Raw genomic sequence first — 14,217 nt, 5'->3', positions numbered from 1 at the left:
CGATCAAAGAATTTCAAAGATCAGTCTTATCCCCGTAAGGCTGATCTTGATATTTAATTGCTTTCATTTGCTATTTCATCCTTCTTCTCCACTCCTTTTACTGGTATTTGGAACCAAAACTCAGAGCCCTCATTTTCTACACTGTTTACACCGATCTGGCCACCGTGCCTGCTAATAATTTCAGCACAGATATATAATCCCAGTCCTAAACCCGAAAACATAGCAGAAACCGCGTCAACTCTGAAAAAGCGATCAAATACATTCTCAATCTTGTCCTGAGGTATGCCAATCCCATAATCTTTAACCGTTAACTTCAAATCATCCCCAATCAATTCTGTATACACTCTTGCAGTTCTGTGTTTTGGAGAATATTTAATCGCATTGGATAAGAAATTGTTAACCACCTGCTCTATTCTATGCTGATCTCCATAAACCTGGATATCATCAATATGATCAATGATAATTTCGTAATCTTCGGTATGCCTGATATCATCAATACACTCTTCTAAAGTACTCTTGATATTAAAATGCGCATAATTAAACTGCATTTTTCCCGCCTGTATCTTGGTGACGTCCAGCAAATCATTTACCAGTGAAGTTAAATTACCAACCTGTTTCTCTGCCTTGCTAATCAAGGTCAGCATCTGATTATTCTGCTGTGTCTTGTCTGCAAACCTTAAGGCCAGCTGTAAGAACCCTTTGATACTGGTAATCGGAGTTTTCAATTCATGACTTGCAATACTCATGAATTCATCTTTTTTGTGCATCAGGTCTTTGGTCGTTTGCTGTGCCTTGAGCAAATCAGTCACATCAAAACCAAAGAATGCAATTCCATCTATCTCGCCATTGGCCGTGTAAACAGGAATAAAGGTAAAATCAAACCAATGTTCAGCCACCCCGTAACCAGGATGTTTATATTTTATATTGAAGGATTTGGCAATATGAGTCTCACCGGTCCTTAAAACCTGCTGCTCAATTTCCGCGATTGGTGAGCCTATATATTTAGGATGTGCAACAGCCGAGGCTTGCCCGATAAAATCTTCCGTTCCTACAAACTCATTAAACTTATTGTTGGTAAATTCATAAACCAGGTCTTTACCTCTTCTGATCGTAATTAATGCCGGGGCATTTTTGAAGATCCTGTAAAACTCTTCTTGTTGGTTCTTAACCTGAAGCTGAAGCTCCGCCCTTTTTTGTTCCGCTACCTTCTGCTCAGTAATATCAATAATATAAGTTACTGTTTCAGCATCCTTGCCTAACAAAGCCGATCCGATCATCACAAAAATCCGGCTTCCATCTTTACGGATGTATTCTTTTTCATAAGGCGGGCAAACCCCTTCGGCTTTCAACCTTGACATGGCGTCCTCAGTAACCTGATTGTATTCCGGAGGTGTAATTTTAGTCCAGTCCAGTCCATCAGTCAGGTCTTGCTTACTATAACCAATCATCCGCAGAAACACGTCATTTGCATCTGCGATCAAACCGGTATCAAGATTTGAAAACATCATTCCGATCATATTCGAATGAAATACTTTTTCAAATTTCTCTTCACTTGAAGTTAGTTTTGCCTCAGTCTCAATCAACCTGGTCACATCAACCATTGATCCGACCATCCGGTAAGGGGTATCAAAATCATCGTGCATAATTGATCCGCGATCCAGAATGATCGCATAACTTCCATCAAGCTTCCTTACCCTATACTGCGCAGACCACTGTTTTTTATTCGTATTAATCGCCTCATATACACTATCCTGTACAACCTTTCTGTCTTCCGGATGTATTTTTTCAAACCAGAACCTGATATTGCTGCTCTCTCCGGTAGACTCATAACCGAACATGGAATTAAAATTATCACTCCTCCACATGGTATTCTCCACCAGGTTCCAATCCCAGATCGTATCATTGGTTGCCCTGGAAACCTGGTTAAAGCGCTCTTCACTTTCAGACAGTTCCTTTGTACGTTCTGCAACTTTGATTTCCAGTTCTGTATTCAGGTTTTTTAAACTTTCTCTGGCAATAATCAGTTCATTGTAATTCTTCTTCAGCCTGTCTTCCGCAGCTTTCTGATCTGTAATATCCGAAAGCGTAGCTACAAAACCATCCGACATTTTTACAGCAACGATTTTATACCATCTGTTAGCGGCATCCTGAAATTCAGTTTCTATATTTTTGCCCTTTTCTACGAGGTTTATATATTTAGTAAATAAACTTCCCTGAATCAGTTCAGGAAGCTGTTTAACCAGCAATGCATTTTCAAGTTCAATCTTATCTTTTTGAAGCAGCTTTAAAGCAGAATCGTTGAACGAAGTACATTTAAAATCAACAATAATCCCCTCTTTATTACGAATGGCTGTAAAGGCCAGGATACCATTTAAACTTGCATTAAAAACACCGGAAATAATATTATTCAGTTCCGTAATATGTGTAATATCAACAAAAGTGATGACAGCCCCATCCCTCTTTCTATCCTTACGGACATAAGGCATGATCCGCATCAGACTTCTTTTACCGCTTTTAAGCGTTACCTCTTTTTCAATAACCGGCCCGCCAGCCAATACAGAACTTACCTCTGAAATCAGGTTTTCAGCAATCAGATTAGTAGAAATCTGTACAAAAGAACGGCCTATATCCGCCTCAATCATATTGATGATATGAATAGCGGCCGCATTAAATTTACGGATATACAGGTTTGAGTCCAGAAATACCTGGCCAATATCTGTACTCCTGAAATAATTATCCAGGTCATCATTCAACTCAACCAGCTCTTTAATCTTTACCTGATGTTCAGTATTCAGTGTATAAAGCTCTTCGTTTAAGGATTGTAATTCCTCATTACCCGACTGTAATTCTTCGTTCGCTGAAAGCAATTCCTCGTTTGTAGACTGAAGCTCCTCATTTGTAGTCTCCATTTCTTCCATAGCCAGCTGAAGATTGCTTCTGCTTTCATTTAACTCAGCTTCCAGTTCAAACACATACTCATCATACTGTAATGAAGATAAGGGAGAACTATTGGAATCATCTTTATCAGGAACCACATCAACAGCATGTGCTGTAAAAGCAAGCATCGTATATCCTGCCTCATCGGGTGGCTGAATAGCTATATTAAGAAGTGACGGCGTTTCATTTTGATGGATACGAAGCTTATTTAAATGAACAACAGTATTTTCTTTCCATACTTTTCTTAAAGCAGTGTTCAGGACAACAGCTATTTCTTTAGGAACCATTTTCAGAATATTCAATTCAATTTTCTGATCTGGTAAGGATAAGAAATTCTTATAGTTCCCAATAACCTCTTTTATAATATATCCCTTATCAATAAATACACCTGCATAACCCAAATCATCAACAATAAATTTATTGAAGCGTTTTTCTAGTGGAGTCTGAGCCGGCTCAGGTATACTTTTTCCATTTTTATCTTCCGAAATCAATAATCTTCCAGAAGTATTATAGGTATTAAATGAAGAATAATTGATCGCTCCGGATTTCTGAAAGATTTTCCACTTCTCTGCACTTTCCGAAACCCCACCCTTTAAAACATGTGCAGTTTCACTCGAGCCCAGGAACAAGTACCCTCCCTTATTCAGTGAAAAATGCAAAGTAGAAAGTACCTTTTCCTGAAGCGTCTTATTCATATAAATCAGCATGTTCCGGCAGCTCACCAGATCATTCTTAATAAAAGGCGGCGATTTGATCACATCATGTTTCACAAAAACCATCTGCTTTCTGATTATTGGACTGACGCTATAAAAATCACCTTCCTGAACAAAATACTTTTTAAATAACGCAGCTGGAACCTCCTTTTTTATATTTTCAGGATACTGGTTTCTGGAAGCTATTTCTATACTTTTCTGATCAATATCCGTAGCAAAAATCTTCACTTCCAAAGTTTTCCCAGCCCGTTCCAAACATTCATTAATCAGAATAGCAATTGTATAAGCCTCCTGCCCTGTACTGCAAGCACAAACCCAAACCTTTAAAACTTCCTTTTCTTTCTTATTGCTGATAATATCCGGTAATATATTTTTCTCTAAAAACTCGAAATGATCTTTATCTCTGAAGAACTTGGTTACACCAATTAAAAAGTCTTGTCCAAGTATTTTTACTTCATTGACATTATTTTTTAAAAACTGGATGTAACTTTCCAGTGTATGGAAACCATTCTCATTCATGCGGCGCCCAATACGCCTGATGATTGTGGGTGTTTTATACAGATTAAAATTATTACCACTTTGTTCGTGTACCAGTTTAAAAATGGTATCCAGCATGCTTTCATCGACATTGTTATGATCAAGCACCTCTAATGGATCTTCATTGACGTGATTAAGCAATTCGTGGAACATTTTAGCGGGGGAAAGAATATAATCAGCCTCTCCCAGTGAAATAGCACTATTAGGCATTCCATCAAACTTGGCAGTAGACGGATCCTGAACCAGCACCATTCCTCCGTTTTCTTTGATACTTTGAATTCCTTTAGTACCATCAGTACCTGTACCAGAAAGAATAATAGCGATAGCTTTTTCTTTTTTGTCTTTAGCCAGCGTATGCAGGAATACATCCACGGCCATATTAGGCGCTTTAATTTTTGATTTATCAGCAAGTTTCAAACGGCCTTTACTTACCGTCATCAATTTATTATTGGGAATAATATAGACAAATCCCTGCTGTATCAGCATATTATGGGCCGCCTCAATCACTTGCATTTGTGTATGCTTGGAGACTAATTCTACCAATAAACTTTTATGATCCGAAGAGAGATGCTGAATCACAACAAATGCGAAATCTGAACTTTGAGGCATGTTATCAAAAAACTCATGTATAGCCTCCAAACCACCCGCAGAGGCGCCTATGGCGACAATATATTGAGCATCTTCTTTTGAATAACTGTTCTCTTGCTGATCCCGCATATTGGTCTTTATTTGTATTTTATGCTTTTCTATTGTTGTGCTTGTTTAATTGTAAATTCGAACAGGAAGCTCCTTAAAGATTCTGCAACCTCCAGTTCATTTTTAGTCCAGGGTAAGGCTTGCTTCTCTACGGTTTGTTTCCACAATTCAAATGAAGTTCTGGGATGATACTTTTTACCATCAGCAGTGAAATTGATGGCATGATTAGGATCACCTCCCCAATCAATATTTCTGATAGCCTCTGGTCTGAAACAGACCAGAAAATCACCTGTAATCCTGTCGATTGGTATAAAAAGCAGGCCACTTACCAGAGCTGGATACTCAGCAGCATCCTCATATACATCAGCTAATGAACTGGTTGAATATACGGTGTCTAAATTTCTGCTTTCCAGCCATTGTATTAGATTATATAAATCAATTTTATCAGGAATATCCCCTTTCGTTTCTGATCTGCCATTTGTCCTGATAAAGACCCCCGAAGCATTGAACAACTGAAGTATATCGCTTGAATCATCTTTTAAAAGGCCGGCAGTAATATCATCATGGGCATAAATCTGATCAGCTAATGCAACACGCTTTTCCTGAATTTGTTTAATATTTCTATAATCCTGTTTGTTAATGATCAATGAAATTCTGGTAGAAATCACTTCAGACAACCATTCAAATATAGAGCATAACTCATAACCCAGATATTTTGGTTCCAGGTGATGGCAGGAGATTAAACCCCATAAAGTCTCATTGTAAATTACCCTGATTGACATGGAAGCTTTCACATTCATGTTCTTCATATATTCCAGATGTACTTTGGCTACTCCCCTCAGGTTACAATCAGAAAGATCTATAAATGCGTTGGTTACCGGGTTGATTACAGGGTATAATCTGATTGCTTCATAATCGCGGTGAGGAATTAGCCGATAAGGATTCTTAAGATACATTTGCCTGGCCTGTTTAGGCACGTCCGAAGCAGGGAAAGTTTGTCCGAGATAACGATCAAGACGCTCATCTTTTTCCTCTGCGATGACCGTACCATTCCATTCACTATCAAACTGATACATTAAAACCCCATCAAATCCGGCTAATTTACGCAGTTCATGAATGGCGATATTGCAAACTTCCTGTACGCTATCAGCCTGATCAATAGCGGTACTGATATATTTTATTTCCTGATAAACATCGGCGAAACTTCTGTTTCTGCTTTCTTCTTGTTTTTCAAGTTCAATAATGATATAATCTGTCTCAACATGTAACAAGGCCAGTAATAAATTTGTGCCTTGTTGTTCCCGGAACTGAAGATAAAGGGGTACTCTTTTAGATAGCCCCTTTTTTAATAATTCCTCAATCTTAAGCAGATCCTGCTGCTGGATAAAATCTGCCAGCGGACTATTGATCAGCTCATCGGTCTTTTTACCTGTCAATTGAACTACATTCTCACTTAACTGTATAATATTCAGATTCTTGTCAACAATTAATAAATAACCGTAGTCTTGTATAGAGTTGATATGGTGTAAGGGTAAACTGCCGCAGAAGTCAGAATCAAAGTTTTTTTTATTGGTCATCTTGAATAAAAAATCAGAGGTTAATTATACATGGAGCAAGATAAAGTATTTTTGCTTGTGTTTTTTCTTCACCAAATAATATACCAATTCCGATTTTTGATTTAGAATTTTTAAAGTTTCAATTGCAGATGGTCTATTTAATAATTACTATTTTAGCCGCCATACACAGACTATTATGATCAGTTCAATCATCAAAGAGGCTACCATGCCTGCACATCAAAAACTGGAAAAAGAAGTTATTTTAAAACTTAAAGCGATTCGCAGTGACGAAGATTATATAGCCCTTCTTAAAAATTTCAATGACTATTTCAGTGCACTTGAAAACGCGATAACACCTTATATTACACCAGAAGTCCTTTCAGATTTGCCTCAAAGAAGGAACTCTGCTTATATCAAACAGGACATCATAGAACTGGGCGGAGAGGCTACTGCAGCAACAGGAATTAAAGTACCTGAGATCAAAAATGCACTGGACGCAATGGCCGCTTTATATGTAATGGAAGGTTCTATTATGGGCGGTAAAATCATTGTACAAATGCTGGCTAAAGGTGGAGTTACCAAAGGAGTATCTTTCTTTTCTGGCTATGGTGAAGAAACCGGCAGTATGTGGGGGAAATTTGTACAGGCTTTAGATCAGACTGGCAAAAATGCAGCCGATGAAAGCAGAGCAGTTGAAGTAGCCAATGAAACTTTCAATTGCTTCGCCAAAGTATTTTAATATATTCCTGCTTTCTCAGTTAGTTCTTAACCTCAGAAAGCAGGAATAATACAGCCTTAAAGGCATAATCGGCCTGATTATTGAAGGTGAAAAATAAATTTAACCAATCAATAATTTAATGACAAACATTATTAAACATTCCGCTGCCAAGTTAGCTGTTGCCGCCACCCTTGTTCTATTTCTACAATCCTGTACTGAAACCGCAGACAAATTTTTCGGTATTGCAGTCTTAAACACGAATTCCATATCCAGATTTGCGACACCGGCAATGGCCAGAGAAATCAATGGGCAAACCATTGAATATCCGGATATCCCTTCTTCGAAGAAAAAAGGTGATGAAGCCGTTACCTACATTAAAAATCAAATTTTATATATTGAGAAATCTCTGAAGGACATCAAAGCCTTAAGTGCAAGCGGCGAAAGAAAAGTCATCCAGGATCAGGCTATCGCGCTTTATGAATTCGTTCTGCCAGTTTATAAAAATGAATATACTGCTTATGCTAAGTTATGTGATGCAAAAGGGACGCAGGAACAAAAAGATAAGCTAATCAAAGCTATTGAAGAAAAATACAATACTGAATTTGAGAAGAAATATTCCATTTTATTAGAAAACGGAAAAGCATTCGCAGAAGAAAATAACCTGAACGTCAAATGGTAGTAGAATTTTTCAGAAACAGAAAGAAATCAATTAACTTATTATTGATATTGTCAGGCGTACTAGTACTCATGCTGCTGATCCTGTTGTACAGCAGCGGAATCATTTCTGACGGAACTATAATTGCGAAAGGTGTTGCTTTTTCTTCTATAGGCAGTATAATACTGGCTATTATTATCATAAAAACGATGATTTCCTTAAAAGATAAGTCTCCTTTAATTGTGCTGGCTCCAGAAGGAATCACGGCAAAGGTTACTGCTGTGAGTAAAGCCGCTGGTTTAATTTTATGGCAGGATATTGATGATATACAGCTTCATAAAGTTGGAGGAGATACACTGGTTACTTTAATTATTAATAATCCTGAGCCGTATTCAGCAAAGATTCGCAAAAAACTGAGTTCAATTGCTTTGGAAAAAGATCAGGATCTGCAAATTTATATGACTGCTTCAGTTCTGGACATCAGCGTAGAAGAACTTTTTGATCAGGTAACTGCATACAAGGCGCACCTAAATCCAGGGGCTGCTTCGCTGTAAAAAATGTTAATTTCTGAATAACATGAGGGTGTATCATAAATCATGATCACCCTTTTTTGATATTTTTATCCGTACCTCCAGCAATCAATTTAATAACGATAATTGAGTATAACAATTGAAACAGGCAGGTATAAGAAAAAGCCTTCCTGTTTTAGTTAATTTAACTTATTTTAACTTATTGCTACATGATATTATACAAATAATATAACCAACTTAGTCCTAAGTTATTATATACATGAAGAAACTATTACTTTCCTTACTATTCCTTTTCGCTGCAAACCTGGTTTTTGGACAGCAGTTTATCCTTAAAGGCGTCACTTCCGATAAACAAAACAATACGCTTCCATTTACGAGTATTTATATTCAGGGTACTACTAAAGGTACTTCTGCCAATACCAACGGGGAGTATCAGTTCAAACTGGAAAAAGGCCATTATACCTTAATTTTCAAAGCCGTAGGTTATAACCAGCTAATTAAACAAGTCGATATCAGCGCAGATATGAATTTGTCTGTCATTATGGAAGCTGAGGTATATCAGCTTAAAGATGTGGTGATTAAAGCAAATTCAGAAGACCCAGCCTACGAAATTATCAGAAATGCGATCAAAAAACGCAAGCAGCACCTCACAGAAGTACAAGCATTTTCTTGTGACACTTATATTAAAGGAGTAACCAAACTTAAAAATGCGCCTAAGAAATTCCTGGGCAGAAATGTACAGGATGACCTTAAAAACATAGGGCTGGATTCCGGTAAAAGAGGGATACTCTATCTTTCTGAATCGGTTTCTAAATTTAACTTTCAGCAGCCGGGTAAAATCAATGAAGAAATGATTTCTTCAAAAGTGAGCGGCAATAGTAACGGTTTTAGTTTTAATCAGGCTACAGATTTTCTGATTAGTTTTTATAAAAACACCATTGATATTAAAGAGCTGAGTAATGTAGGTTTCGTCTCACCTGTAGCTGATAACGCCATGTTGTTTTACCGCTATAAATTTATAGGAACTTTTAGAGAAGGTAATGACTGGATCAACAAGATACAGGTAATTTCACGCCGCAAATACGACCAGGTATTTAATGGCTACATTTATATCATTGATGACAGCTGGCGCATTCATAGTACAGATCTGGCGATTACCAATAATTCAATTATTGAAGGTATTGACACCCTGCATATCAAACAACAATTCATTCCGGTTAATCAAGATAAATGGATGCTGGCCAGTCAGCGGTATGATTATTCAGGTGGTCTGCTGGGCTTCAAATTTACAGGTACCTATACCGGTGTGTTCAATAACTATAATATTGAACCAGATTTTCCGCCAAAGTTCTTTACCAACAGGGTAATGAAAGTCAATGCTGATGCGAATCAAAAAGATTCAACTTATTGGGCAGGAATCCGTCCAATGCTGCTGACCCCTGATGAGCGCAGGGATTATGTAAAAAAAGACAGTATTAAACTGGTACGGAGTTCTGCTCAATACCGTGATTCAATTGATAGAAAAGAGAATAAATTCAAGCCTTTAAAAGCATTATTTTTGGGATATAGCCATCAAAACACGGAAGAAAAAGAACATTGGGGCATAAGCGGACCACTTTTTAGCATTAACTATAATACAATAGAAGGCTGGATCTATAACCCTAAAATAACCTATAAAAAAACATTGAAAGACAGTACTTTTTTAGTGATGCAGCTGAATCCACGCTATGGTTTCGAAAATAAAAAATTGAGTGCCAATGCAAATTTAAGCTATACATATGATCCAAAATACAATGCTTATGCCGGAATCCGCGGAGGAACAAGCTACGCCGATTTTAACACAAACTACGACGCTATACCTGCCCTTTTCAATACAATCAGTACGTTGTTTGATAAGAATAATATCTTAAAACTATACAAAAAGGATTTTGTAAATATCAATTCAGGCAGAGAACTCAGTAATGGATTATATCTTTCAGGTAGTCTTGAATATGCCAGCAGAACGCCTTTGCTGAATACTTCTTTCAGAACAGCTAAAGACTTTCCTGACAAAGAATTTACAGCAAATAATCCATACCCTACCCTGGGCAATGATTACGCATTTGTGGCAAACAAGGCGCTTACCCTTGGTTTATCACTAAATATCACCTTTGCTCAAAGTTATATTGAGCGTCCTGATTTCAGGATCAGACAGGGTTCTGTTTATCCAAAGCTTCAGCTGGATTATCGTAAAGGGATAAAAGGTTTGTTAAACTCAGCTGTAGACTATGATTATGCAGGTGCCCGTGTTTTTGATTCAAACAAGAGACTGGGGATGATCGGTACCTTCAAATATAGTTTAGCAGCAGGGAAATTCCTCAACAGGGACAAATTGTATTATATGGATTTCAAGCATTTTGCAGGGAGTAATATTGTGGTTTACACTCAGTTTACCGATGGTTTTATGCTGCTCAGTCCTTATGAATTCAGTACAGGAAAGGAATTTCTGGAAGGGCATTTCGAACATAATTTCGGAGGCCTTTTTGTGAGTAAAATTCCGTTGTTTAAAATGTTAAAACTACAGGAAGTTGCGGGAGTAAATTACCTGACTTCTGATGTGATCAAAAATTACACGGAAGTATATGTCGGTGTACAGCGCTTTGGATTAAGGTTAAACTTTGTTAAAGCTTTTAATTATCATAACATGAGCGCTTCAAAAGATAACCAAAGTACTACAGGATTCAGGATCTCAGCAGGATTCTAAGGTACGAATAAAAGCGATTATAAGGTGCAAGTAAAGCAATTATAAGAATCCTGTATAAGAGGCCAATCGCAAAGATATGGCCTCTTAATTTGCAAACAACGAATTTATTTTTTAGTTAAGCGCTCAGGATACAGTGCCACTTTATAAGGTGTGGTATTTCCACGGATCACCCTGATTACTTTAGACTGATAACCAATAAAGGAGACAACCATGATACAACTGTGCTGAGAGGTTTTTAGTGCTGCTATCCCATCAGCATTCGTAATCGTGTCTTTATTGAGTTCTACTAATCTTACCGCTGCACCCGGAAAAGGCTTAGCCCCTTCATCAATTACAACAATATCAAGCATAGATTCCCGGTTAGCTATCTGATAATAAACAGTTTCTGCGGTTGAACTGGCCGTAAAACTGAGTATTAAAATAGCAAATAAGCATAACAAGCTGATATACAGGACTAATTTTTTCATCTTTTTGAGATGAATAAATTTATCGATTATAATACCGCTTAAGCAGGACAAATGCCCCATAATCAGCAAAGCCTGAAAAATAGTTACTTCATCAAAAAAGAGGTCGTATTGAGACGCGCCGTCTACCAGGTAGTGTCTAACTGCAGGCAGATTACGTTTTCTCAATAAGACCTCTTTTTTATTTAAAGGCTAAAGGATCAGGTCTGTTTTTACGCATTCTGAAATCGGCAAACATGTTCTTTTCATCAATCATAAAATAGAGATTATTAGACATCAGAAAATCCAGTTCCTGCCCGGCCGCCATCCCAAAAGAATGTCCCGGCCAGATCAGCGTATTTTTAGAAAAATAACCTTTAAAAAACTGCACAGAATTATAAAGCGCATCAATATCGTTAATACCACACGCTCCTACACCCTCAATAAAAACAGTATCTCCGGTAAAACAGTGAGATCCAGCCTGGTAACAGGTACTTCCTGAAGTGTGCCCCGGTGTAACTACAGGCATAATCTTTAAATTGTCTATGATCAGCTCTTCCAAATGGTAAACCGGTTGCAAATTCTGACAACTAAAATTATAGTCCCTGATTTCAGTTGCAGACATATAAACCGGAACTCCATGCAGCTCCGCAAAAGTTGAGGCCAGATTTACATGATCCTTATGCGAATGTGTTAAAAGCACTCCTTTTAATATAATTTGATGCGCTGATAAGAAATCATTGATCAGCTCATAATCCCATGCCGGGTCAACCAGTACACCAGTTTCGCCCTCATGAATCAGATAACATTGATTTTTCATCTTCCCATCAGAAACGCGAAAAAGTTTCACCTCCATAAATATCCTTTTATTTAGTTCGTAAACTGCATTTCACTCAGGTTCCGGTACAAGCCGCCACTCACATCAATCAGTTCATGGTGCGTACCTTCTTCAACAATCTGCCCCTGGTGAAGTACTATAATTTTATCAGCCTGCCTTACTGTAGCCAGACGATGCGCAATCACGATAGACGTACGTCCTTCCATCAATTTATCCAGCGCATCCTGCACCAGTCTTTCAGACTCTGAATCCAGTGCCGATGTGGCTTCATCCAGTATTAAAATACGCGGAGCTTTCAATACCGCACGGGCAATTGCAATCCGCTGACGCTGTCCGCCGGAAAGTTGTATTCCCCGCTCCCCTACAATGGTATCCAATCCCATTGGAAATCTCTGGATAAACTCCCAGGCATTTGCTTTTTCCGCAGCAGCAATAATTTCCTCTTTGGAAGCACCTTTTCTGCCGTAACCAATATTGTCTCCAATGGTTCCGCCAAAAAGAAAAACATCTTGTGGAACAACTGCAATCTGCGCTCTCAATTCCGATAATGGAATACTCGCACTGTCCCTTCCATCAAAGAACACCCCTCCTTTTGAAGGGTCATATAGTCTCAATAATAAGGACACAATTGTGCTTTTACCGGCTCCGCTTGAGCCAACAATCGCGACTTTCTGATTTGAAAAGGCCTCAAAAGACACCCCCTGCAACACATTTATATCTTCCCTTGTAGGATAATGAAAGTGAATATTACGGAAAGCGATTGTTCCATGAAGCAGATTTCCCGGTGCAATGCTCTTGAAATCTGTCAGTTCCTCTACCGGTTCTTCCAGCAATTCGAAAAGATGGGTAGTTGCTCCGATACTTTTCTGTAAAGAAGTATATACTTCTGCCAGACCAGAAATAGAAGTGGCAATAAATATAGAATACAATAAGAAAGAAATAAGTTCACCTGAAGCCACTCCTGTGGTTACCCCACGCCAGATTACCGCGACCAGTGTTCCGAACATCCCGATAATAACAAATGAGCTAAATAAACCTTTGTACTTACCGCCTTTCATTCCTAACCGGGCCATTTCGTTCGTATGTTCACGGTAGCGCCCAATTTCAAAAAACTCACTGACAAAAGCTTTCACACTGAAAATCCCCTGCAAGGTTTCTTCTACAACAGTATTGGACAGGGCTACCTTATCCTGTACCTGCATTGCATATTTATTCAGGAATTGCCCGAACAATTCTCCCACAACCATCATGACCGGTAATAACAGCAGCATGAAAATAGTCAGTTCGAATGAAGTATACATCAGTAAAACCAGGCCACCAATAATAATGACCGATTGCCTCACCAGTTCTGCTAATGTAGTATTGAATATTTCCTGCAACAACGTGATATCAGCCGAAATCCTGCTGCTCAGTTCCCCTACACGTTTGTGCAAAAAAACACGCATCGGCATTTTGATCAGATGACTATAGACTGTCTGGCGTAAAGCAGCCAGTGTTTTCTCCGTCACGTTCACAAACAAGACTACCCTGAAAAAAGAGAATATCGCCTGCAGCACAAGAATAATAATCAGCAACCAGCCTATATAGGTAGTTTTACCAGATTCAATACCCTGCTTCCCGCCATCAATCAATTGCCCGAGTAATTTTGGCAGCGCCAAACCAGATACGCTGGCCACCATCAGCAAAAAAAGTCCTGAACTGAATTCCAGCCAATAGGGCTTTACATAATGTAATAAACGTAATAATGGTTTAAGAGAATTACTCTTGACACTTTTAACTTTAACAACTGTCGGATTTTGCATTGAGAAAATTTTGCATTAAAAAATACGCCATTACAGCCCGCATTGAGGC

Annotated in this window: 9 protein-coding genes; 4 read left to right on the top strand and 5 right to left on the bottom strand. The window is 38.3% G+C overall.

What is annotated here, in order from left to right; genetic code table 11:
* Window positions 1-53 precede the first annotated feature (53 nt).
* Window positions 54-4,904: a chemotaxis protein CheB gene (locus AB3G38_RS01600; protein ID WP_367866748.1), complete on the bottom strand. Its 4,851-nt coding sequence runs from the start codon at window positions 4,902-4,904 to the stop codon at window positions 54-56.
* Between the two features lie 29 nt (window positions 4,905-4,933).
* A complete protein-coding gene (locus AB3G38_RS01595; protein WP_367866747.1) occupies window positions 4,934-6,460 on the bottom strand; it encodes a GAF domain-containing protein in 1,527 nt (508 codons plus the stop codon).
* Window positions 6,461-6,635: 175 nt separating this feature from the next.
* Between AB3G38_RS01595 and AB3G38_RS01590 the strand changes: the two genes are divergently transcribed.
* The 4 genes from AB3G38_RS01590 (at window position 6,636) to AB3G38_RS01575 (ending at window position 11,085) form a co-directional block, all read left to right on the top strand.
* Window positions 6,636-7,178 carry a biliverdin-producing heme oxygenase gene (locus tag AB3G38_RS01590; RefSeq protein ID WP_367866746.1) on the top strand — a complete coding sequence of 181 codons (543 nt, stop codon included), beginning with the start codon at window positions 6,636-6,638 and terminating at the stop codon, window positions 7,176-7,178.
* Window positions 7,179-7,296: 118 nt separating this feature from the next.
* A complete protein-coding gene (locus tag AB3G38_RS01585; RefSeq protein WP_367866745.1) occupies window positions 7,297-7,836 on the top strand; it encodes a hypothetical protein in 540 nt (179 codons plus the stop codon).
* Window positions 7,830-8,366: an STM3941 family protein gene (locus tag AB3G38_RS01580; RefSeq protein ID WP_367866744.1), complete on the top strand. Its 537-nt coding sequence runs from the start codon at window positions 7,830-7,832 to the stop codon at window positions 8,364-8,366. The genes AB3G38_RS01585 and AB3G38_RS01580 overlap by 7 nt, the downstream gene beginning before the upstream one ends.
* A gap of 235 nt (window positions 8,367-8,601) precedes the next feature.
* On the top strand, window positions 8,602-11,085 hold the full coding sequence (locus AB3G38_RS01575; protein ID WP_367866743.1) for a DUF5686 and carboxypeptidase regulatory-like domain-containing protein: 2,484 nt from the start codon (window positions 8,602-8,604) through the stop codon (window positions 11,083-11,085).
* Between the two features lie 104 nt (window positions 11,086-11,189).
* Here AB3G38_RS01575 and AB3G38_RS01570 read toward each other — a convergent pair whose 3' ends face one another.
* The 3 genes from AB3G38_RS01570 to AB3G38_RS01560 are packed head-to-tail and all read right to left on the bottom strand — an operon-like array spanning window position 11,190 to window position 14,168.
* Complete coding sequence (locus AB3G38_RS01570; protein ID WP_367866742.1) at window positions 11,190-11,717, bottom strand: carboxypeptidase-like regulatory domain-containing protein; 528 nt, start codon at window positions 11,715-11,717, stop codon at window positions 11,190-11,192.
* Between the two features lie 13 nt (window positions 11,718-11,730).
* Complete coding sequence (locus AB3G38_RS01565) at window positions 11,731-12,384, bottom strand: MBL fold metallo-hydrolase (RefSeq protein WP_367866741.1); 654 nt, start codon at window positions 12,382-12,384, stop codon at window positions 11,731-11,733.
* Window positions 12,385-12,398: 14 nt separating this feature from the next.
* On the bottom strand, window positions 12,399-14,168 hold the full coding sequence (locus tag AB3G38_RS01560) for an ABC transporter ATP-binding protein (RefSeq protein WP_367866740.1): 1,770 nt from the start codon (window positions 14,166-14,168) through the stop codon (window positions 12,399-12,401).
* Between the last annotated feature and the right edge of the window lie 49 nt (window positions 14,169-14,217).

This window comes from Pedobacter sp. WC2423 (assembly GCF_040822065.1).
Taxonomy (GTDB): Bacteria; Bacteroidota; Bacteroidia; order Sphingobacteriales; family Sphingobacteriaceae; genus Pedobacter.
The sequence above is the reverse complement of the archived record's forward strand: the minus strand, read 5'-3'. Positions and strand labels throughout refer to the sequence as shown.